At 68.8% G+C, this 21326-nt stretch carries 18 protein-coding genes; 10 read left to right on the top strand and 8 right to left on the bottom strand.

All coding sequences use genetic code 11. The features are described 5' to 3' along the window. Positions 1 to 3 precede the first annotated feature (3 nt). Both ALI44B_RS10045 and ALI44B_RS10040 read right to left on the bottom strand, forming a co-directional pair. Positions 4 to 657 carry a signal peptidase I gene (locus ALI44B_RS10045; RefSeq protein ID WP_083709863.1) on the bottom strand — a complete coding sequence of 218 codons (654 nt, stop codon included), beginning with the start codon at positions 655 to 657 and terminating at the stop codon, positions 4 to 6. A gap of 61 nt (positions 658 to 718) precedes the next feature. Further along, positions 719 to 1408 (bottom strand): SipW-dependent-type signal peptide-containing protein, encoded by a 690-nt coding sequence (locus tag ALI44B_RS10040; RefSeq protein ID WP_077054555.1) that lies wholly within the window; start codon positions 1406 to 1408, stop codon positions 719 to 721. Positions 1409 to 1866: 458 nt separating this feature from the next. Between ALI44B_RS10040 and ALI44B_RS16530 the strand changes: the two genes are divergently transcribed. Then, positions 1867 to 4539, top strand: a complete 2673-nt coding sequence (locus ALI44B_RS16530; RefSeq protein WP_143459179.1) for a helix-turn-helix transcriptional regulator — start codon at positions 1867 to 1869, stop codon at positions 4537 to 4539. 62 nt (positions 4540 to 4601) lie between these two features. Here the strand turns inward: ALI44B_RS16530 and ALI44B_RS10025 are convergent, their stop codons facing one another. After that, on the bottom strand, positions 4602 to 5996 hold the full coding sequence (locus ALI44B_RS10025; RefSeq protein ID WP_083709862.1) for an APC family permease: 1395 nt from the start codon (positions 5994 to 5996) through the stop codon (positions 4602 to 4604). A gap of 228 nt (positions 5997 to 6224) precedes the next feature. Here ALI44B_RS10025 and ALI44B_RS10020 point away from each other — a divergent pair, with 228 nt between their 5' ends. The 6 genes from ALI44B_RS10020 to ALI44B_RS09995 all read left to right on the top strand — a co-directional run bounded on the left by ALI44B_RS10020 (position 6225) and on the right by ALI44B_RS09995 (position 11272). Then, a complete protein-coding gene (locus ALI44B_RS10020; RefSeq protein ID WP_077054552.1) occupies positions 6225 to 6413 on the top strand; it encodes a DUF2795 domain-containing protein in 189 nt (62 codons plus the stop codon). Further along, positions 6410 to 7261 (top strand): SDR family oxidoreductase, encoded by an 852-nt coding sequence (locus tag ALI44B_RS10015; RefSeq protein ID WP_077054551.1) that lies wholly within the window; start codon positions 6410 to 6412, stop codon positions 7259 to 7261. Before ALI44B_RS10020 ends, ALI44B_RS10015 begins: the two co-directional genes overlap by 4 nt. A 123-nt stretch (positions 7262 to 7384) precedes the next feature. Next, positions 7385 to 8749: an ABC transporter substrate-binding protein gene (locus tag ALI44B_RS10010; RefSeq protein WP_077054550.1), complete on the top strand. Its 1365-nt coding sequence runs from the start codon at positions 7385 to 7387 to the stop codon at positions 8747 to 8749. 181 nt (positions 8750 to 8930) lie between these two features. Continuing rightward, positions 8931 to 9818 carry a KPN_02809 family neutral zinc metallopeptidase gene (gene ypfJ, locus ALI44B_RS10005; protein ID WP_077054549.1) on the top strand — a complete coding sequence of 296 codons (888 nt, stop codon included), beginning with the start codon at positions 8931 to 8933 and terminating at the stop codon, positions 9816 to 9818. Between the two features lie 9 nt (positions 9819 to 9827). Further along, positions 9828 to 10076, top strand: a complete 249-nt coding sequence (locus tag ALI44B_RS10000; RefSeq protein WP_077054548.1) for a zinc-ribbon domain-containing protein — start codon at positions 9828 to 9830, stop codon at positions 10074 to 10076. A 224-nt stretch (positions 10077 to 10300) separates the two neighbouring features. After that, positions 10301 to 11272 (top strand): putative RNA methyltransferase, encoded by a 972-nt coding sequence (locus ALI44B_RS09995; protein ID WP_143459177.1) that lies wholly within the window; start codon positions 10301 to 10303, stop codon positions 11270 to 11272. Here ALI44B_RS09995 and crcB read toward each other — a convergent pair. Further along, positions 11261 to 11644: a fluoride efflux transporter CrcB gene (gene crcB, locus ALI44B_RS09990; RefSeq protein WP_077054547.1), complete on the bottom strand. Its 384-nt coding sequence runs from the start codon at positions 11642 to 11644 to the stop codon at positions 11261 to 11263. The genes ALI44B_RS09995 and crcB overlap by 12 nt on opposite strands. Further along, positions 11641 to 12288, bottom strand: a complete 648-nt coding sequence (locus tag ALI44B_RS09985) for a fluoride efflux transporter FluC (protein ID WP_077054546.1) — start codon at positions 12286 to 12288, stop codon at positions 11641 to 11643. Before ALI44B_RS09985 ends, crcB begins: the two co-directional genes overlap by 4 nt. A 178-nt stretch (positions 12289 to 12466) precedes the next feature. Between ALI44B_RS09985 and ALI44B_RS09980 the strand changes: the two genes are divergently transcribed. Then, on the top strand, positions 12467 to 12985 hold the full coding sequence (locus ALI44B_RS09980) for a DUF6328 family protein (protein WP_353615678.1): 519 nt from the start codon (positions 12467 to 12469) through the stop codon (positions 12983 to 12985). Between the two features lie 36 nt (positions 12986 to 13021). Here ALI44B_RS09980 and ALI44B_RS09975 read toward each other — a convergent pair whose 3' ends face one another. Both ALI44B_RS09975 and ALI44B_RS16415 read right to left on the bottom strand, forming a co-directional pair. Then, positions 13022 to 13222: a DUF8691 family protein gene (locus ALI44B_RS09975; protein ID WP_077054544.1), complete on the bottom strand. Its 201-nt coding sequence runs from the start codon at positions 13220 to 13222 to the stop codon at positions 13022 to 13024. Between the two features lie 97 nt (positions 13223 to 13319). Then, positions 13320 to 15902 carry a helix-turn-helix transcriptional regulator gene (locus ALI44B_RS16415; protein ID WP_077054543.1) on the bottom strand — a complete coding sequence of 861 codons (2583 nt, stop codon included), beginning with the start codon at positions 15900 to 15902 and terminating at the stop codon, positions 13320 to 13322. A 171-nt stretch (positions 15903 to 16073) separates the two neighbouring features. Here ALI44B_RS16415 and ALI44B_RS09965 point away from each other — a divergent pair, with 171 nt between their 5' ends. After that, positions 16074 to 17726, top strand: coding sequence for a SulP family inorganic anion transporter (locus ALI44B_RS09965; RefSeq protein ID WP_077054542.1), 1653 nt, complete (start codon positions 16074 to 16076; stop codon positions 17724 to 17726). Between the two features lie 57 nt (positions 17727 to 17783). Here the strand turns inward: ALI44B_RS09965 and ALI44B_RS09960 are convergent, their stop codons facing one another. Continuing rightward, the gene (locus ALI44B_RS09960; protein ID WP_077054541.1) at positions 17784 to 18680 is read right to left on the bottom strand and encodes a formylglycine-generating enzyme family protein; all 897 of its coding nucleotides are present in this window, start codon (positions 18678 to 18680) and stop codon (positions 17784 to 17786) included. A gap of 181 nt (positions 18681 to 18861) precedes the next feature. On the opposite strand from ALI44B_RS09960, the gene ALI44B_RS09955 reads away from it, so the two are divergent. Beyond that, positions 18862 to 21225, top strand: a complete 2364-nt coding sequence (locus tag ALI44B_RS09955; protein ID WP_077054540.1) for an arylsulfatase — start codon at positions 18862 to 18864, stop codon at positions 21223 to 21225. Positions 21226 to 21326 lie beyond the last annotated feature (101 nt).

Raw genomic sequence — 21326 nt, 5'->3', positions numbered from 1 at the left:
TCCTCAGGATGTACGGACGGGCCAGAAGGCCCAGATGACGAGCAGCATGACCCCGAGGGTGAGGGCGCCGAAGAAGATCGGTGTCTGCATGATGGTGAGCGCGTGACCGATGAACGGAGCCCCGACGATGACGCGGTCGGCGGCGGTGACGATGTAGGTGTCGCGGTCGTTGGTGTCGTTGTCGTCGCCGCGCAGCGTGAGCTCGCGGGCCTCCGGTCCGGCACCCGACAGCGGGTCGACGGGGGAGATGTCGACGATGCGGTGGGTGACGGGCAGCGGCTGGCCCTCGCGGGGGACCGTCACGACGTCGCCGACCTGCAGCTCGGCGGCGGGCACGGCATCCTTCACGATCGCGGCCGCGCCCGTCGGCAGCGTCGGCGACATCGAACCCGTCATGAAGATCACGATCGAGAGGCCGAAGACGAGCGAGGCGACGAGCCAGAGGACCGACAGGATGCCACCGATCCCGGCGATGAGGAGCAGGACTTCTTTGATGAGGCGGGTGGCGCGCGAGCCGTTGGCGCGGGGGCGCCGGGGTGCGCGGCCCGAGAGCGACCGACGGGTCGGGACGGGGGCGGATGCGGTGGCGATGGGGGTTTCGCCGCCCACATCCGACCCGTCACGGTCGTGCGTGGCAGTCGTACTGACCGTGTTCATGGTGTCCGTCCCGCCCGTCTCGTCGTTCTCGTGTGTGATGTGCCTCAGCGGATGATGCGGGTTACTCGGATTCTGCGGCGAACTCCCACGCGGGGGCCACGGTGCGACCCTGCAGGTCGTCGAGCGTGGTGCCGGTCGGCAGGGTGGGCGCGTCGGGCAGCGTCAGCTCGAAGCAGTAGTACTGGGTGTTGCCCGAGTCGGCCGTCAGGGCCTGAGCGGCGTTGCCCTCGGCGTCGGCCAGAGTGCCGTCTGCGATGGTGCTGGTGGCAGTGAAGGCGCCGGCGTCGCAGGTGACCGCTGTCGCGTTCACGGCGACGCGCAGCTCGAGGGCGCCGAAGAGGACGCCGTCGGCGTCGGTCACGGTGATGCCGTCGGCGGCGACGGCCGACTGCAGGTCGATGGTGCCTCCGATGGAACCGTCGACCGTGCGCAGGGCGACGGGCGCGTAGACGGAGTCGCCGGGGCTGAGGCTCAGGGCGTCGAGGCCGAACGTGAGCGGCGAGCCCGGGTTCTCCTCGTCCTGCACGAAGCCGGCGGCGGCGAACGGTGCGGTGACGTTCTGTTCGACTTCGAAGGCGCTGGTGCCGACGCCGGGTCCGTCGCCCGCAGCGTTGCCGCCGAACACCCATTCGGTGTCGGTCCAGGCGGCCAGGGTGGCGGCGGTCGCGAGCCCGATGACGAGGCCGCCGGCCGCGATGGCCATGACCTTTCCTCGACGGGAGCTGCGCGGTGCGGAAACGTGTTGAGCCATGGTTTTCCCCTTGCTGATGCACGGTGACGTGCCCGTCGTCGAGCTGCGTCACATCACGTGTGCCACCCCGGACGGGGTAGCTGAGGAAAGCTTCGGGTTTTGGGGCGCGGCCGACCACACTGTCCCGCCGTTCTCCGTGGTTACCCCCGTGTCTGGGCCTCTCTCCTCCGCAATTCGAGCGACTCAGTCCCGCGGATTCTGAGCATTCGCCACGCACTACTGGGACAACTCAGTGGTCGAACTCAGTACTCCGAGGACGTAAAGGGGATGAATTCTCGGCATACTGGGGGGGAAGAAAGAGGCTCAGGGGCAGCAGCGTCGCCGCACCGGGGCAATACCCGAGTGCGAGTCTTTGGGGGACGAGTGCGATGAATGACGCAGAACGAGGGACGGCTCCGATATCCGTCAGACGGTCGCCGGGGAGACACCGCATGGTGGGCCGCGGCAAGAATCCGAGGTTGCTTTCGGAATGCCTGCTCGCCGGCCGGAGCGTCGTGATCGTCGGCGAATTCGGCTTCGGTAAGAGTTACCTGGCGTCGGCCGTGGCCGAACTGCTGCGCACGGAGGGCATCGAACCCGTCACCCTGCTCGGCCTGCACCGCGACGGCACGACCGCGCTCGATGGATCGCCCCGGGCCGGCGGGCTCGACGACGCGCTGGGCTTCATCACCGAACGCATCGAGGCGGGGCCGCCCGCATCCGCTGCGCCCGTGGTCGTCCACGTCGATGACGCCCAGACGCTGCACCCCCGAATCATGCGCCGCCTTACCGAACTGGCCGAGGCCGGAACGGTGGCGCTCCTGCTGACCTCCACCCCGGTGGCACTCGGGAGCGCGCCCGGAAGTACGCCCGACGGCGATCACCGCTACGACCGCGACACCGTGCGGGCCATCAACGAGCTGTGGATCGAGCGCGGTGCCGAACGCGTCGACGTCGCGCCCCTGACCGCCCGCGAGGCCGACGAGTTGCTGGCACAGGTGATGCCCGACGCCGTATTCGACACGGTGTCGCGCGCGCTGATCTTCGCGAACAGCGGCGGTTCGCCCCAGCTCATCAAAGAACTCGCGGCGGCCGTGCACGCACTCGACCCGACCGAATCGCCCATCGCGGCCTTCTCGAACCTGCCGGCCCAGTCGCCCCGCATCCTGGACCTGCTGCAGCATCAGCTGCGCGTGCTCACCGAGCGGCAGCTGACGGCGCTCGCCGCGTTGCACGTGACCGGGCCGATCCCGCTCGGCGTGCTCGGAGCCGCGGCGACCCGCAGCGACCTGCGCGTGCTGTCACAGCACGGTTTCATCGCCTCCGACTATGCTTCGACGCAGCTCGTCGTGCCAGGAACCTTGTTCGCCGGCGCGGCCTTCGAGATCGCCGATCCCGACCGCGTGCACCAGGTCACGGGCGCTTTCGGTGAATCCATCCTGCGCGACGTCGATCACCTGCCGAGCCCCGCCCAGGCCATCGCCATCGCCGGGCAGTGGGGGTATGACGAAGAGCCCGCGGCGCTCGCCGAGTGGGGCGAGGAGCGTGTGGCCGACGTGCTGCTGGCCGCAGCCTCGGGCTCCAACCGCCAAGGCGAGTATGTGCGTGCCGAGCGATTCGCCCTGCGCAGCCGGCGCTTGCGCGGGTCGGTCCTGGCGGATGTCGAGCGCTCCCGCTCCCTCGCCCAGCGGGGTCGTCAGCGCTCTGCCCTGACCGTGCTGGCCGAGGCGGATGTGCGCGGCGCAACCCATCCCGAGCTCGCCCGTCTCGTAATCTGGTGGTCCGAGCTGGCCGTGTCTCTGCCCGACGCGGAAACCGAACTCGGCCGACTCTTCGACACCGTCACCTTGTGGGTGGATGACGGCCTCGCGGGCCCGTGTCTCGCGACGGGCGTCGCCGTGGTGCGCGCCAACGTGACGGGCGACCAGGAGGCGGCCATCCGCCTCGGCGACCCCCTGCTGCGCGACCCCTCGGCCGATCTCGCGACCCGCATCGTCGCCGGATGCCTCACGGCCCTGTTGCTCTGCCACACCGGCCGTTGCGGGCGGGCGCTCGACGCCATCGACGTGCTCGACACGCTGATCGACGACATCTCGCCCGCGACCGTCGCCTTCGGGTCGGTGGACTATCGCGCGAAAGTGCGGGGCACGGAGGCCGTCATCCGGTGCACGGCCGGTTTCGACGTGGGCCTCGCCACCGACAGCACGGTCGAGCTGCTGTCCCGGCCTGACGCCCTCGACGATCGCTATCTGCTCGCCGCCATCAGCATGGTCGCCGCGCTCGTGGCGCTGCACGAGGGCGACGATGCCCGCGCCACTGTCGAGTTGCGGAGCGCCCAGCAGCGCCTCGATCCGTTCGACATCGCGGGATGGCGACCCTGGATGCTCGTGCAGCTCGCCCTCGTCTCGGCACGTCGGGGCGACGCCTCCGCGACACGCCGCAAATTGGCCGCCTCGATCGGGCGCACCACGCTCGAGGGTCAGCACGCGTGGTTCAACGCCATCCTCGCGTTCGTTCCCGGCGAAGGGGCCGACACGCGCACCGAACGGGATCGCGCAATCACGCTCATGCTCGATCAGGACGACCCGATGGGGAGCGCCGTCGGTGCGTGGGGGGTCTTCGAGCTCTTCCGGTTGGGGGCGCAGAGCGAGCGTGTGGTCGACCGCCTCGAGCGTGTCGCATCGCTCACCGACGCGCCGCTTCTGCACGCCAAGGCCGCCTACGCACGCGCCCTCGTCGAGGTCGATCCGGGCCGACTGGATGCCTCGGCATGTCGATTCGCGCGCATGAACGCGTTCGGGCTCGCCGCCGATGCCTCGCGTCACGCTGCGGTCATCCATGCCTCTCTCGGGGACCATGCGGCCGCCCAGCAGAGCCGCGCGCACGCCGAACGGCAGGAGTGGCGGCGCGCCAGCGACCAGGGTGCCCTGCCGGCGCCGATCGTCGAACCCGAGACCACGGCGACGCTCACGCGCCGCGAACTCGAGGTCGCGACACTCGCGGCCACGGGGCGCAGCGACCGCGAGATCGCGCAGACGCTGTTCCTGTCGGTGCGCACCGTGGAGTCGCACCTCTACCAGGCGCGCCTGAAGCTCGGGGTGGCGTCACGGCGCGGGCTGGCCGCGGCCCTCGGCGTCGAACCCTCGGCTTAGACGCCCGCGGCGCAGGCGCTTTCTCGGCCCAGGCGGTTTCTCGGCGCGGGCGGCTTCTCGGCTCAGACGTCGCGGCGCGCCGAGGCATCCTGACGGTTGCGCGTGAAACGAGCCACGAAGTACAGCACCACACCCACGGCCAGCAGGATCGCCCCGAACAGCCACACCTGCGGGCTCTGCTGCGTGAGCAACAGGATGCACGAGGCGACGCCCAGCACGGGCACGAAGGTCCACACGCGGAAGTGGTCGTGCTCGACCGGGTCGCGGCGCAGCACCAGCACGGCCACATTGGTGCTGATGAACACGAAGAGCAGCAGCAGCACGACGGTCTCGGCGAGGGTGGAGACATCCCCGACGAGCGTCAGCAGCATCGCCACGAGCGTGGTCGAGAGGATGGCGGTCCACGGCGTCTTGCGCTTCGACAGCACCTTGCCCAGAACGCTCGGCAGAAGGCCCTGCTCGGCCATGCCGTAGGTCACGCGGCTCGCCATGATCATGGTGAGGAGCGCGCCGTTCGCGACGGCGACGAGGGCGATGAGGCTGAAGATCCAGCTGGGCACGCCAACGCCCGTCGCGGCCACGACGTCGAGCAACGGACTCGAGGAGCCCTCGAGGTCGGCGGGCGGCAGGGCGATGGCGCTCGCCAGGCCGACGAGGATGTAGACGACACCGGCCGTGGCGAGCGAGCCGAAGAGGGCCCGGGGATAGACCTTGCTCGGGTTCTTGACCTCCTCGGCCACGTTGGCCGACGTCTCGAAGCCCACGAACGAGTAGTAGGCAACGATGGCGGCGCTCAGAGTGGCGAGGGCCGGCACCGAACCCTCGGGGAACTCGCCGACGCGGCTGACGTCGCCATCGCCGCGGCCCAGCATGACGGCCACGACGACGATCACGATGACGAGGCCGCTGAGCTCGATGATCGTCATCACGAGGTTGCTCTTCATCGACTCCGAGATGCCCCGGGCGTTGAGGGCGCCGATGAGCAGCAGGAACACCATGGCCGTGGGGATGGGCGGCAGCTCGATGAAGACCGAGAGGTAGTCGCCCGCGAAGGCGAGAGCGAGACCGGCGGCGGAGACCACGCCGGCGGCCAGCATGCTGAAGCCGACGAGAAACGAGATGAGGGGCTGTTTATAGGCGCGCTCGGCGAAAATGGCGGCTCCGCCGGCCTTCGGGTACTTCGTGACGAGTTCGGCGTAGGAGCCGGCCGTCAGGAGTGCGAGCAGGAGCGCGACGGCGAGCGGGGCCCAGAGCGCGCCCCCGACATCCGCCGACAGGCTGCCCATGAGGGCGTAGATGCCCGCGCCGAGCACATCGCCCAGGATGAAGAGGAAGAGCAGCGGACCCGTGATGCCCTGCTTCAGCTTGGAGCCGGAGTTCGTGCCGGAGCCCGAGCCGGGGTCGGCGGCCGCGCCGGAGGAACCCGGTCCGGTGGCAGGACGTGTCTTGTCGCTCATGATTTTCGTCTTTCGTGTGGGGCGTGGCCTCGAGGCCGGTTAGACGGTACTGCGCGCTCCGCGACCCGCGAAAGGGGGAGAGAAATCCTCGCGGATGGGCTAATGGATGCGCCCCCGTGTCTGTCGAGGCAATTAAAGCCGCCACCGCGGGTTCGTCAAGGGTCTTTCGCTGTCACCCGTTCGGGGGTTTTCTGGTGCTCACCAATCTGTCGATCCGAGGAGGAAACGATGACGGTCAATCCGATCGAACTGCAGAAGCACCTGGGCGGCGTCGACTACCCCGCCAGCCGCGACGACCTGGTGTCGGCAGCCGAGAAGAACGGCGCCGGCGACGAGGTGCTCGACGCGCTGAAGGGCCTGCCCGAGCAGGACTTCGACGCCCCGACCGCCGTCACCCAGGCGGTGAGCGGCGAATGAGCGACGGCCAAGAAAGCGGTGCGGATGCCGGAGCCCCGGTCGAGCGCTCGCCCGAGTTCCGGCCCCGCGTCGCCATCGTGACGGGTGCCGACTCGGGCATCGGCAAGGCCACGGCCGTGGTGCTGGCCGAAGCGGGTCTCGACGTGGGCATCACGTGGCATGAGGACGAGGAGGGCGCGCAGGGCACGGCCGAGGAGGTGCGGGCGCTCGGTCGCACGGCCGCGGTGCGCCACCTCGACACGACGAAACTCGAGTCGGCCGGCTCGGTCATCGACGCTCTCGCCGATGAGCTGGGCGGCGTCGACGTGTTCGTCAACAACGCGGGGACGGGCGACAACGCGCCGTTCCTCGAGATGTCGCTCGCCGATTGGCGGCACACCGTTGCCACCGACCTCGACGGCGCGTTCGTGTGCCTGCAGCGGGCAGCGGCGCGCATGGTGCAAGCGGGCCACGGCGGCCGGATCATCGCCGTGACGAGCGTGCACGAACACCAGCCACGCGTCGGGTCGAGTGCCTACGACGCCGCCAAACACGGTCTCGGCGGCCTCATGAAGACCATCGCGCTCGAACTGGGCCGCTACGGCATCACCGCCAACTCGGTCGCACCGGGCGAGATCGCGACGCCCATGACGGGTCAGACCGACGAGGACCCGCGCCAGACCGAGCGCCCCGGCATCCCGCTCGGCCGCCCCGGCGACGCGCGCGAGATCGCCGCGGCCATCGCCTTCCTGGCGTCGCCGCAGGCCTCGTATGTTACGGGCGCCTCGCTCGTGGTCGACGGCGGCATGCTGCAGATGGGCCCTCAGGCGGGTTCGCACCTCGAGTCCGACGAGTGGCGGAAGGGCTGATCCCGAACGAAAAACGAGGCGGGCTCGCATCCGCATGCAGAGAAGCGCTGGCAATGAAAGGGATTGACCAGCGCTTCTCCGCTGTGGTTGTTAAGAAGTAGTTTCGAAAGAAGTGAGGGACACGTGAAGAAGTCACAGAAGACTCTGCTCGCCGTCGGGGTCGCGACCGCCATGGTCGCACTCGCGGGATGCTCCGGCGGGGGCAACGACACCGCCGCCGCCGATTTCACCACCACGCCGACGGGCACGCTCAACGCCTGGGGCTTCGACAACGCGGATGACGTGGGCACCAGCCGCCTGGACTACGCGAAGGCGCAGCTGAAGGACGTCGACATCAAGATCGACCAGACCGCCTTCGATGCGCAGAAGTTCACCACGCGCGCCGCGAGCGGTTCGGTGCCGGACATCGTGCAGATGGACCGCCAATTCGTGGGCACCTACGCCGCGCAGGGCCTCATCCAGCCCCTCGACAAATGCTTCGCGGCGGGCGACGTCGACGCCGACGAGCGCTGGTATGAGAACGTGGTCGACGATGTCACCTACGACGACCAGATGTGGGGCGTTCCGCAGTTCTACCAGCCGCCCGCAATCATCCTGAACAAGAAGGTCATGGATGCCGCGGGCGTCACGGCCGATCAGATCGACACCTCGAAACCCGATGTCCTCATCGAGGCCGCCAAGAAGATGTACAAGGAGTCGGGCGGCAATCCCACCACCATCGGCTTCGACCCGGTCGCGACCGGCCAAGGCGAATTGTGGATGCTGGGCTACGGCGGCCAGGTCATCGACGACGACGGCAAGCCCACGCTCGACGACCCCAACAACGTCAAGGCCATCGAATTCTTGACCGAGCTGGCCGACGCTCAGGGCGGCTTCGCCAAGATGAAGAGCTTCTCCGACTCCTTCGACACGTTCGGCGACAACAACCAGTTCGTGGCCGACCAGGTCGGCGCGCAGCTGAACGCGCAGTGGTACGTGAACGTGCTCTCGCCCTATGCCGACCAGGTCGAGATCGAGGCCGTGCCCTTCCGCGACCAGGACGGCGAGCCCTTCTCGGTCACCGGCGGCACGGCGTTCGTCATTCCGACGGGCGCCAAGAACCCGTCGGCCGCGTGCCAGTGGGCCCTCGACTTGACGTCGCAGGACGCCTGGATGGCCGCGGGTGAGGCTCGAGCCGACACCATTGCCGCGAAACCCGGCGCCATCAACACGGGCCTCTTCACCGGATCGCCCGAAGCCGACAAGGCCGTGCGCGAGAAGTTCGTCGGGGACAGCGGTAACGCCGGCTTCGACCAGACGATCTCCACGTTCTACGACGTCGCCGCCGAGGGTCGGTCGTTCGGCTCCTCGCCGGCCGGTCAGGCCATCAAGAGCGAGCTGAACAACGCCATCACGTCGGCGCTGCTGGGCGACAAGACGCCCGAGAAGGCGCTCGAAGACGCGCAGGCCGCCGCCATGACGGCCTACACGCAGGCGGGCGGGCAATAGCCGATCACGCTCGATCACGAGGGGTGGGATGGCGCGCGGGCTGCGGCATCCCACCCCTCGTTCGTGTGGGCGCAACCGTGTCGGCGCTCTTGCGCAACCGCGCCGGCGGTGCCGCGCAACTGTGCCGCGTCGGCCGCGCAACCCCTCCCCGCGCGATTCGGGAAACGGGTAACTTCGGGGGATGACTTTCAACGACAACGCGCGCCTCGATACGTCCAAGGTGTCGAAGCGCGGCCGCAACACCGCTATCGCCGGCGGTGGCGGCGCGGTCGTCGTGGTGGGCCTGTTCATCCTGTCGCAGCTGCTGGGCGTCGATCTCACGGGGCTCGTGGGCGGCGGCGGTGTCGGCGGGGGCAGCTCGTCGCAAGAGGTCGCACTCGACTGCGAGACCGGGGCCGACGCCAACGAACGCACCGACTGCCTGGTGGTCGGCGCCTCGAACTCGCTCGACGACTACTGGGCCGAGGCCTCGCCCGCCGTGCTCGGTGCCGCCTATCGGTCGCCCGCCGACGTCAACCTCTTCAGCCAGGGCATCTCCACGGGTTGCGGTCAGGCGTCCAGCGCCACGGGCCCCTTCTACTGCCCGGCCGACGAGCAGATCTACGTCGACCCGTCGTTCTTCGAGCAGCTGCGCACCCAGTTCGGCGCCTCGGGCGGTTCGCTCGCGCAGATGTACGTCATCGCGCACGAGTGGGGCCACCACATCCAGAAGGTCACGGGGGTTTTCGACCGCACCGACCGTGGAGGCTCCGGCCCGGCATCCGATTCGGTGCGCACCGAGCTGCAGGCCGACTGCTATGCGGGCGCCTGGGCCAAGTTCGCGTCGACCACCGAGGACGCTTCGGGTCAGGCCCTGCTCAAACCCTTCACCGACGAGCAGATCGCGGATGCCCTGAATGCGGCGTCCGTCATCGGTGACGACCGCATTCAGGAACAGTCCTCGGGTCAGGTCGACCCCGACACCTGGACGCACGGCTCGAGCGCCTCGCGCCAGAAGTGGTTCACCGCGGGTCTCGACGGCGGCCCGCAGGCGTGCGACACGTTCTCCGTCTCGGCCTCGGAACTGTAGGGCGCGCACGTGTTACTCATCTTCGGCAGTCGCGTGACCGAGAGCATCGTCAACGTCGTCACCTTCGTCTGTGCCGTGTGCAACGTGCGGGCGCCGCAGCAGGTCGTCAAACGCGCGAACCGCTTCACGCTGTTCTTCGTCCCTCTGTTCTCCTTCTCGAAGAAGCACGTCAACCGGTGCACCAACTGCGGCGCCGAGACGCAGCTGAGCGCCGAGCAGGTGCAGCACTCCCTCGAGTGGAGCGCCTCGCAGCGCTGAGCGTTCCGCCACGCCTGGTCCCGACTCGCATCATCGAGCGCGTGGGAGGATGGATCGACCTCGAGGAGACTTCGACCGTGACATCCGGCAGCGAGCACGCAGAACGCGCGGCGACCACCGCGACGGGTTCTTTCTCTCGAACCACCGCAACGGGTTCGCCCTCGCGAACGAGCGCGACGCCGGTGGCCTCGCCGGACCGCGCGCGGCGCGGTTCGCTCTCACGGGTGATCGACGCACTCGCGTGCCCCGTCTGTGGCGAGGCGATCGCGTTCACCGAAGACGAGACGGCGCTGACCTGCGCCGCCGGACACGGTTTCGACGTCGCGAAACAGGGCTACGTGTCGCTGCTTCGCGGCGGCGGAAACGCGGGGACAGGGGATAACGCCGACATGGTCGCGGCGCGCGACGCCCTCCTCAGCCGTGGCCACTACGAGCGCATCGCCGATACCGTGGCCGCCGCTCTCGCGACCGTTCCTTCTTCCGGCGCGGGCGAGGACGTTCACATCGATGCCGAGGCCCCTGCCCGCGCGCCGGCGCCGGCGCCGGCCCCGGTGAGCCGACAGGGGTTCGTCGTCGATCTCGCGGGCGGCACGGGCTACTACCTCGAACGCGTCTTGCGCGCCCATCCCGAAATGCGCGGCATCGACATCGACCTGTCCAAGTTCGCCGCCCGCCGAGCGGCCCGCCGTGGCACGCTCAATGGTGATGTTCCCTCACCGACGCTGGCCGCGGTCGTGGCGGATGTGTGGCAACCGCTGCCCCTGCAAACGGGTGTGGCCGCCGCCATCCTGAGCATTTTCGGGCCGCGCAATCGACCCGAGATCCTGCGCGTGCTGCAGCCCGGCGGACGGCTCATCGTCGTCACGCCCACCTCGCGTCACTTGCGCGAACTCGTCGGGCCGCTGGGCATGATCGGGGTCGACGATCGCAAACAGGAGCGCCTGGCGGCTCAACTCGACGGCTTCGTCGACCTCTCGTCCACCCCCGTCGAATACGAGACCTCTATGAGTCACGCGGATGTCCTGAACGACGTGCTCATGGGGCCGAGCGCCCACCACGTCGACGAGGATGTCCTGGCTGAGCGGGTTGCGCAGCTGCCCGAACCCGTCAGCGTGACCGTTTCGGTGACCGTGACCACCGCGTTCGCGCCGCGCCGAAACCGGCTCCTTGGCGCGGCCCCGACGTTAGAGGGCTGAGCCGAAAAGGAGCCCGGCGGTGGCGAGCAGCACGCAGACCGCGAGCATCCCGATGCCGTTGACGGCGGCCGCGCTGAAACGTCGCTCCTGCAGCAGGCGCACCGTCTCGAAACTGGCCGTGCTGAACGTCGTGTAGCCGCCGAGGAAGCCCGCCCCGACGACCGCCTGCAGCGTTTCGGGAAGGAGCTGCGCCGAGGTGAGCCCGACGACCAGCCCGAGCAAAAGCGAACCCGTTGCGTTGATGACGAAGGTGCCCACCGGGAACGTCGTGCGCGATGCCGTTCGGGCGCGCACGACGCCGTCGAGCACGAACCGGGCGGCGGCACCGAGACCGCCGGCCAAGGCGATGGCGATGAAGAGCAGCGGGGTCACGATTCGCCTGCGCGTTCGCGAGGCGCAGCCGGGCGCGGGCCGCCGGCGGGGGAGTCTGCGGCTGGCAGGCGACTGCCCAGGTGTGGTGCGCCCCGGCTGCCGATCCACATGCCCAGGGCGCTCGCCGCGCCGCCGATGACGATGCTGCCGACCGCGTAGGCGGCGCCGGTGAGTTGCTGCCCCGCCAAGCCGCTCGTGAGCAGCCCAGCGGTGTCGGCGGCCAGGGCGCTGTAGGTGGTGAAACCGCCGAGCACACCCGTGCCGAAGGTCAGGCGCAGTGCGCGGCGGCGCCCGACATCCGGGCCCCGCGCGGCGAGGGCGGCGAGCAGGATGCCGAGCACGAAGGCGCCGCCCACGTTGATGACGCCGACCGTGAGGGGAAGGCCCGGTGCGACGGAGCCGATCGTCCCGTCGGCAGTCGACGTCTGCACGGGAAAGGCCAGCGTCAACGCTTCGCGGGCGGCCGTGCCGACGGCCCCGCCGAGAGCGACGAGTGCGATGAGTGGCCACTGCAGATGCGCGGGGCGGTCAGCGCCGGCAGGCGGCGCCGACGCGGGGGGCGTCGGGCCGGGCGAATCATGGTCACCGAGATCGCTGTCGGTGGGCAGGCCGTGTACACCGGATATCGGTTCCCGCTCGTCCACGTGTCTCCCAACCCACGGCCGCACGCACGCGACCCGTCGATCTTCCCACCTTCGCACGGCGCCGACAATCGGGGCGTCGCCCCCCCGCGCGAGCGCAGCCCGACGGGACTAAACTTCTGGCCCAGCGGTGGCGAGGCCCGCGCCCGATCGCCGCCCGAGACACCGAGGGAGGCGTACCGTGCAGAAGACGATGGATGTCGCGCCGAACGACGGCCGCAACGAGACACCCAACGAGCGTTCCGATCGCAACTGGGACGAGCTCATGCAGGAGTTCCGGGTGCTGCAGACGGGCACGCAGATCCTCGCCGGCTTTCTCGTCACCCTCCCGTTCCAGGCGCGCTTCACGAAGCTCGACGCGTTCGAGGTGACGACCTATCTGGTGCTCGTGTTCCTGGCGGCCGCGGTCACATTGCTGGCCCTCGCGCCGGTCGCGCTGCACCGCCTCCTGTTCCGCCGCGGGGCGAAGGCCGTGCTCGTGACGGCGGCGAGCCGCATCCTGATCGTGTGTCTCGCGCTCGGCTCGTTGCTGTTCGGCGGCGTCGCCATGTTCGTGTGCGATTTCGTGATCGGGCGCACCGCCGGAATCGTCGCGGGTGCCGGCATCCTCGTGGTCGTCGCCATCATCTGGGTGGTCGTCCCGCTCATCCTGCGACGCGCAGACGTACCGGATGGTGATCGCGAGGACGCTCGGCCCTGACCTCGCGGACCCTGACCTCGCGGACCCCGCATCACGTCACTGCCCCTGGCGCACCTCGAGCAATTCGAGACCGAGGTCGCCGATGCGCGCGATCATGCCGTGGAGCTCGGATTGATCGCGGATCTCGCCCGTGAGCATGGTCGTGGCCGGGCCGATCTGCACGGCGTCGAGCTCGGGGAAGGCGGCGGCGAGTGTGTCGGACAGCGCGCAGGGCACTCGGAACTCGTAGCGCTTCATGCCCGATCCTCCCTGCCGGCTTGGGACCATGATGGTCTTCTGGCGATGCCGGGGCCTCACCCGGGAAGGGTGAGGCCGGGGTGGCGGGTCGAGCCGATCAGAGCAGGCCGATGTCGTGAGCGATCGCGATCGCGTGCGCGCGATCGTTCGCGCCCAGCTTCTGGTAGATGCTGCGCAGATGCGTCTTGACCGTATTGACGCTGACGCTGTGACGCTTGGCGATCTCGGCGACCGATTGGTGGGCCGGAAGCTCGCGCAGCACAGCGAACTCTCGGGCGGTCAGCGTTCCGGTCTGCCCGACGGGGTCTCGCGTCCCCGTGAAGCCCGAGCGAACGAGGATGTGTCGCGCGTAACCCTCTGAATGCCCGAGTCGCCCGCGCCGGCTGTGCAGGAGACGGATGCCGGCGGCGTCGAAGAAAGTGAACGCTCGCACGCAATCGATGGCTTGGGCGAGTTCGAGGGCGCGCCGCACAGCCGCATCCGCTTCGACCAGTCGCGAGGCCGCTTCAGCGGTGTGCGCCAACATGATCCACGCGCAGACCTCGGTCGTACCGCGCCAGGCCCGCGCGTGTTCGTGCGAGGGGGCCGAACCACCATCGCCGAGCGCGGCACGCAGGTCGGCGAGAGTGGACGCGCGGTTCTTGGAGTCGGCGGTTGCCGCGCGCATGACGATGTCTTCGAGCGTTCCCGCACCGAGCGTCGCCGACACGAATCGTGCCGTTGCAAGAGCGTCGCTGCGGCCACGCAGGGAGTACACCGCCGAGAACCATGCCAGGGCGGCGGTGGCGACGCTGGCCGGGTGCCCCGGACCGAACTCGACTGCCCAGGCCTCGAAGTCCGTCAGGTCGGCAGAGGGGTCGACTCCCTCGCCCAAGCGCATGACGAGCGACAACGCGTGCTGTGCGGTGCCCAGCTCGCCCGGGCCAGCCGGCCGCACGTCGATGAAGGGCACGGCAGTCGACGCGGGAAGCGGCGCGAAAGCCTCCCAGGCGCGCAGATCTCGGAGGAGATCGATATGGGCGTCGACGGGATCGGCGGACGCGTCGACGCGACGCATCCGGGTGAGTCGGAGTTCGAGTCGCGCGACCTGCCGCCAGTCGTGCGCCTGCCGGGCCGGTTCGCGCGCGAGGTCGTCCGCAATGGCCGCGAGACGCAGGAGCCCGGCCGCGCGCGCCGATTCCGAGGCATGGGCCAGCCGCGCGGCCGCCTCACTCCCGCGGCCTCGCCGCAGTGAGACGAGGCCCTCGGCCGTCAGACACAACAGATCCAGGGAGAGACAGGCGGCCCGGGCCTCGCGGACCTCGGGTGAGCGGAGCGCCAGCTCGGTCTCGGCGGCGGCGTCGCCGTCGTCAGCGGAGAGTGCCCACGCACGCAGGGCCGCGAGCACGGCTGACCAGCGGGCCACCCGCACGGTCGCCGCGTCCCTCGGCGGCTGCCGGGCAGCGGCGAGTGCGGCCTCGACGTCGCGCAGCGCGTGCCGGCTCTCGGGCGTGTGCACGCCGAGAGGCCACTGCATGAGCATCCGCAGTGCCGCGGCGGCGGGGCCCGCGCGCGAACCAACAGTCGTCGTTGCCGCACCGACGGCTTCGATCGGGCCTGTGAGACAGACTTCGAGCCCGAACTCGTCGAGTGCCGCCTCCGCCACCCCGGGCATGCCGGAGAGGGCCGAATGGGTCAGGGTCGACGCGCCGTCTCCCCGTGCGGCGTACCAATCCGCCGCCGCCCGGTGGCGATCGTTGGCGCGCACGAAGTCCCGCCTGCGGTTCTCGGCCTGCAGAAAGGCCAGCAGGATGGGGTGGTAGGTGAAGGTCTCGTCGTGCAGATCTTCGGTGATCAATGCGTTGTGCGCGGCGAGCCGGTGCAAGATTGATCCCGCGTCGACGCGCCCGGTGACGGCGATCGCGAGTCCGAGTGGCACGCACGATTGCACCGCTGCGTCCATCAGCACGGCCCGGTCACCGTCGTCGAGGTCGGCGATGATTTCGCTGGTCAGAAAGTCGGCGATAGCGCGGTGGTTGCCGTCGAACCGGCGGATGGCCCGATCCGGCGTCGGTTCGCGCAGCAACCACGGCATGGCGAGCGCGACACCCGTCATCCACCCGCCCGTGCGCCGCACCAGACGCTCGGCCGAGCCGCTGCTCAGCTCGAGACCATGCAGGTTCGCCAACTCGAGCACCTCTTCGAGCGTGCACGCGAGCTCGGCCTCGCGGATATCGATCAGGGCGCCGGATGCCTCGAGATAGGCGTGTCGGCCCGACGGGTCGAAGCGTCCCGCCAGAATGATGCCCGTTTCTCGCCGCGGCGTATCGAGCAGCCGCTCCGCCAGGTTGCGCGCCCGCGGCCCGAGTCGGTGTAGGTCGTCGACGATGACCAACGCCTCGGCCGGGGGCCTGGCGAGGTATGCGAGCAGGGTCTCGATGTCGGCGTCGAGCCGCAGTTCCGTCGCGGAGACCCAGAGCACGGTCTGGTCGGCCTCCTGTGCGCGGCGGGCCCACGCCGCGAGCAGGGTCGTCTTGCCCGAGCCCGCTGCTCCCCACACGCCGAGAAGTCGCGCCGGGCCTTCGCTCAGCGACGCCACGTGGGCGTCGAAGCGATTTCGCACGAGAGTGCGTGGGCCGGCAGAGGGGATGCGCGCGCCGGAATCGCGCGAACCGGCCCGAAGCTCCGCCTCCTGCACCACGTCGCCTCCTCCCGCCGCCGCCGATTTCCCCTGAACAGCGCCAGGTTAGCTCAGCAGGGAGATGCCGGGCCACGAATTCGTTCAGCGAATTCACCCGCTTGGGGTGGTGAAGGAGCCGCCGGGGTCGCCCACACTGGCAGAACTCGGTTCGGCGGGGACGGCAGGAACAGGATGGTGACGCTCGTGACGGCAGCTTGGCTCTTTCCGACGCTTCGAGGGTATCGACGGGCGTGGGCCCTGCCCGACGCCATCGCTGGCCTGTCTGCGGGCGCCGTCGTCATTCCGCAAGCCATGGCCTACGCAACCATCGCCGAGCTGCCCGTGCAGGTCGGGCTCTACACGTGCATCGTGCCGCTCGTCGTTTATGCCGCCGTCGGCGGTTCGCGGGCTATGAGCGTGACGACGACATCGACGATCGCAACATTGACCGCGACGACTTTCGTCTCCGCCGGCGTGGCGGCGAGTTCATCCGACCCGCTGCGCGCCCTGACCACCCTTACCTTGCTCGTCGGCGTCATCCTGATTCTTGCCCGCGTTCTGCGCCTCGGCAGCCTGGTCGAGAACATCAATCACGCGACCCTCGTCGGCATCAAGGTGGGTCTGGGGGCGACGGTCGCGCTCGGACAGGTGCCGAAGCTTCTGGGCGTCGACGTCGAACCGACCGGGCGTGGGTTCGCGGCCACGTTAGCCGCCACGCTCGCCGCTGTGCCGGGAACGCACCTCGCGACCCTGCTGCTCTCGGTGGGTTCGATCGTGCTCTTGGTGGCCCTGCGGCGATTCGCGCCGCGCGTGCCGGGCCCGCTCGTCGTGGTGGCCGCTGGAATCCTTCTCGTGACGTTCACCGCACTGAGCGACAACGGCCTGCGCCTCATCGACCCGGTGCCGACGGGTTTGCCCGTCCCGATGCTGCCGCAATTCGACCTGATCGGTGCGCTCCTTCCGGGGGCACTTGCGATCGCCGTCATGGCCTTCCTCGAATCCGCCTCGGTCGCTCGCGGAATCCGTGTGGCGGGCGATCCGCAGATCCGAAGCAACCGCGAGCTGCTCGCAACCGGCGTGACGAGCGCGATCGGGGCGTTCTTCCAGTCGCTTCCAGCGGCCGGCGGTTTCTCTCAGAGCGCCGTGAATCAGCGCGCCGGGGCGAAATCGCAGGTCGCCTCCCTCGTCACGGCCGGGCTCGCCGTCCTCGTCGCCGTTCTCCTGGCCCCCGTCCTCAGCCAGCTGCCCCAGGCCACCCTGGCGGCGCTCGTCTTCGTCGCGGTCGTCGGTCTCATCGACATCCAGGGCCTCGTTCGCCTCTGGCGCATCAGCCGCGCCGAGTTCTGGATCGCGGCCCTCACCGCCGTGATCGGGCTCGCGGCGGGCCTGATACCCGCGGTGGCGGCGGGCGTGCTCTTCACGCTGTTGCTGGTGCTCCGCGAGCTCAACCGGCCTCGCATCGCGGTGACGGAGCCGCGGCCGGGGGTTCTCGTCGTCGTGCTCGAGTCGCCGCTCTACACAGCCAACGTCTTGGGCACCACGGCCGCGGTGCAGGAGGCTGTCGGGCGAGAGCGTCCCCGCGTGGTCATTCTCGATGCCTCGATCCTGCAGATCACGTCGGTCACGGTTCTCGACACGCTCGCCGATCTCGACGCCGAGTTGCGCGGCACGGGCGTGCGGCTCGAGGTGGCCGGCATGCCGACCGGCGCGCTCCGTCTGGCCGAGCGGACGGCGTGGTGGCGCGCGCTCGACGAATCGGGTCGAGTGCACTCCTCGGCGCGAGAGGCGCTGGCGGCCGACGCCCGACCCACAGCTGAAACACGTGGCGATGTCGACGGCGCATAGGCATGGCGGGCGCAGCTCGTCGGCGCGAATACGGTGAGCCCGCCCGCGGGCGAGCGACTAGATGGAGCGGGCGCAGCGAAAGCCGATATGTGTGGTGGCGGAATCATCCGATTGAGGTGAACGTGCCGCCGGCCGATAGCGCAGACAGTACTCGGGGGCGCACAGGTGCGAGCCGCCCTTGAGCGCCCGACGTTCGTCGCCGGTGGGCTCCTCAGGCCCGAGTAGATCGGCTCGGGCGCCGCGTAAGACGCGTTTCTGCTCGATCTCGGGGACGACATGCCCGAATGTGTAGCGCGTCGTGGTCCATTCCCAGACGTTGCCGATCATGTCGACCAACCCGAAATCGTTCGCGGGGAAGGACCCGACGGGCGAGGTGCCGACCCAGCCCTGGGCGCCGCTGTTGGCATAGGGGAAGCGGCCCTGCCAGGTATTCGCCATGATGCGGTCACCGGGGCGCAGATCGTCGCCCCAGGCGTACCGCGCACCCGACTGGTGTCCCCGAGCGGCACGTTCCCACTCCGCCTCGGTGGGCAGGCGTTTCCCCGCCCATTCGGCAAAGGCGCTCGCATCGTCGAACGACACCGACACCACCGGATGATCGAGCCTGTCGTCGACGGAGCTGCCCGGACCGAACGGTCGACGCCAGTGCGCACCGGGCACCCAATCCCACCACGCGCGCCAATCCGCGAGATTCACCGGCCCGGCGGTGGGGCGGAAGACCAGGGCGCCCGGCACGAGGTCGGCTGGGTCGGCGCCCGGAAAATCGGCGGGGTCGAGTTCGCGCTCAGCGACCGTCACATAACCCGTATCGGCCACGAAAGCTGCGAAATCCCGATTCGTGACCGGGCGCACATCGAGCTCGAAAGCGTCGACACGGCGATCGTGCACGGGCATCTCGTCGGCATAGAACTCGGCGGAGCCCATGCTGAACGTCCCCGCCTCGATGTGCTTCATATCGCTCAATTCCACGACCGCCACAGATGTTCCTCCTCTGTAGACATCCAATCGTGTCGACCCTCCGGACTCAATGGCGTCGCCCAACCTCACCTCTTTCGGGTGTGGAAGGGCGGCACCGGGCGCACTTCACTGAAGGCATCGCGGATCAGACATCCACCGCGCCGATGAAGGGGCACGCATGACCACCAACGACGACAATCTGCAGCGATCGAGTCTGCCGATTCCGGACCTCGCGTACACCGGAACAGTCACGTATGACGCCACGTCACCCGACACGCACTTTCCGCCCATCGCCGATGTGCGCCCGCCGGAGGGTGCGCCCAATGTGCTCGTCGTCCTCATCGACGATTGCGGCTTCGGCGCGACGAGCGCTTTCGGAGGCCCCGTCAACACGCCCACGTTCGAGCGCATCGCCGCACTCGGCGTGAAATACTCGCGCTTTCACACGACGGCGCTGTGCTCGCCGACGCGTGCCGCCCTGCTCTCGGGTCGCAATCACCACACTGTCGGCATGGGGGGCATCACCGAGATCGCGACGAGTGCCCCCGGGTACAACTCCCTACGGCCGAACAATTGCGCCCCTCTTCCCGAGACGCTGAAGCTCAATGGCTACAGCACCGCCCAGTTCGGCAAATGCCACGAGGTGCCCGTGTGGCAGACGAGCGCGGTCGGGCCGTTCGATCACTGGCCCCACCCCGGCGGAGGATTCGAGTACTTCTACGGCTTCATCGGTGGCGAGACGAACCAGTGGTATCCGGCCATCTACGAGAACACCTCACCGGTCGAACCCTGGGGCACGCCCGAAGAGGGCTACCACTTCATGGCCGACATGACCGATAAGGCCATCGACTGGACGAAGCAGCAGAAGTCCCTGGCCCCCGACAAGCCTTTCTTCACGTACTTCGCCCCCGGTGCGACCCACGCGCCCCACCACGTTCCCGAGGAATGGGCCGACAAGTACCGCGGTCGGTTCGACACGGGGTGGGATGCCGTGCGCGCCGACACCTTCGAGGCGCAGAAGAAGCTCGGTGTGATCCCTGACGACGCCGAGCTGACGAAGCGGAGCCCCGGCATCCCGGCCTGGGACGAGATGAGTGAGGACATCAAACCAACGCTGGCGCGCCAGATGGAGGTATATGCCGGGTACCTCGAGTACACCGACCACCACGTGGGTCTGCTGCTCGATGCGCTCGAAGAACTCGACGAGCTCGACAACACGCTCATCTACCTGATCATCGGCGACAATGGCGCCAGCGCAGAGGGCACCATGACGGGCACCACGAACGAGGGCTTCACGATCAACCATATGGAAGACGTCGAGACCGACGAATACAAGATCGCCCACACGGCCGACCTGGGCACGCCGCGCTCCTACAACCACTACGCCATCGGCTGGGCGCATGCGATGGACACGCCTTATCAGTGGACGAAGCAAGTCGCCAGCCACTGGGGCGGAACGCGCAATGGAACGATCGTCGCGTGGCCCAAGGGAATCGCGGCGCGCGGTGAAGTTCGCGACCAGTTCGCGCATGTGATCGACGTGGCGCCGACCGTGTTGCAGGCGGCCGGCATCCCAGAACCCCACACCGTAAACGGCGTTACGCAGCGACCCTACGAGGGCACCGCGATGAACTACAGCTTCGACGACGCTGATGCGCCCGAACGGCACACCACGCAGTACTTCGAGATGTTCGGGAACCGAGCCATCTTCCACCTCGGTTGGACGGCCGTGGCAAAACACAAAGACCCGTGGCTCAGCTCCTCGCACGGGCTCGACGACGACGTCTGGGAGCTGTACAACGTCGAAGAGGACTGGACTCAATCGCACGACCTCGCCGCCGAGTTCCCCGAGAAGCTGGCCGAGCTTCAGAGGCTCTTCCTGATCCAGGCTGCGCGCTTCAACGTGCTCCCCATGGACACGCGGTCCGCTGAGCGCTTCAACGGTGAGCTCGTCGGTCGCCCGGAGCTCGTCAAGGGCTCGAGCCAGACGTTCTACTCGGGCATGAAGCGCATGAGTGAAAACTCGGTCGTGAATGTGAAGAACAAGTCCTTCACCGTGACGGCCAAAATCGAGGTGCCCCGTGGTGGGGCAGCGGGCGTGCTCATCGCCCAGGGCGGTGCGTACGGCGGGTGGAGCTTGTACCTTCTCGATGGCAAGCCCGCGTTCGCCTACAACTTGGGAGGCGTCCACACCGACTACGTGAGGAGCGAGACGGCGGTCAGCGAGGGGGCAGTCGAACTGCGGGCGCACTTCGCCTACGACGGCGGCGGTCTCGGCAAAGGCGGTACGGTCACGCTCTTCGAGGGTGAGACCGTGCTCGCGGAGGGGCGCATCGAGCGCACCCTTCCGTTCTTCTTCTCGATGGACGAAACGGTAGATATCGGCTCAGACCTGGCCTCACCCGTCTCCGACGACTACGGGCCGACGGGAAACCAGTTCACGGGCAAGATCGCATGGCTGCGCCTCGACGCCGGCGACGACGATCACAGCCATCTGGCCGATCCGCACCACCTCATGCAGATCGCCATGACGAGGCAATAAGTTTCGCGTGCGGCGGATACCGGACTGACGCGGGTTGACTCCTGCGGCTAACGCTGTTAGTTTCTAGCTAACGGCGTTAGCCGCAATCGACAGGAGTTCAT

It is taken from the genome of Leifsonia sp. ALI-44-B, assembly GCF_001984125.1.
Classification (GTDB): domain Bacteria; phylum Actinomycetota; class Actinomycetes; order Actinomycetales; family Microbacteriaceae; genus Okibacterium.
This window is presented reverse-complemented; position numbering and strand designations above follow the sequence as displayed.

Bases quoted from the DNA above. Each gene is read 5' to 3' on its own strand.
- ALI44B_RS10045 (WP_083709863.1), bottom strand. From the start codon at position 657: ATGAACACGGTCAGTACGACTGCCACGCACGACCGTGACGGGTCGGAT.
- ALI44B_RS10040 (WP_077054555.1), bottom strand. From the start codon at position 1,408: ATGGCTCAACACGTTTCCGCACCGCGCAGCTCCCGTCGAGGAAAGGTC.
- ALI44B_RS10025 (WP_083709862.1), bottom strand. From the start codon at position 5,996: ATGAGCGACAAGACACGTCCTGCCACCGGACCGGGTTCCTCCGGCGCG.
- ALI44B_RS10020 (WP_077054552.1), top strand. From the start codon at position 6,225: ATGACGGTCAATCCGATCGAACTGCAGAAGCACCTGGGCGGCGTCGAC.
- ALI44B_RS10015 (WP_077054551.1), top strand. From the start codon at position 6,410: ATGAGCGACGGCCAAGAAAGCGGTGCGGATGCCGGAGCCCCGGTCGAG.
- ypfJ (WP_077054549.1), top strand. From the start codon at position 8,931: ATGACTTTCAACGACAACGCGCGCCTCGATACGTCCAAGGTGTCGAAG.
- ALI44B_RS09975 (WP_077054544.1), bottom strand. From the start codon at position 13,222: ATGAAGCGCTACGAGTTCCGAGTGCCCTGCGCGCTGTCCGACACACTC.
- ALI44B_RS09965 (WP_077054542.1), top strand. From the start codon at position 16,074: ATGGTGACGCTCGTGACGGCAGCTTGGCTCTTTCCGACGCTTCGAGGG.
- ALI44B_RS09960 (WP_077054541.1), bottom strand. From the start codon at position 18,680: ATGAAGCACATCGAGGCGGGGACGTTCAGCATGGGCTCCGCCGAGTTC.
- ALI44B_RS09955 (WP_077054540.1), top strand. From the start codon at position 18,862: ATGACCACCAACGACGACAATCTGCAGCGATCGAGTCTGCCGATTCCG.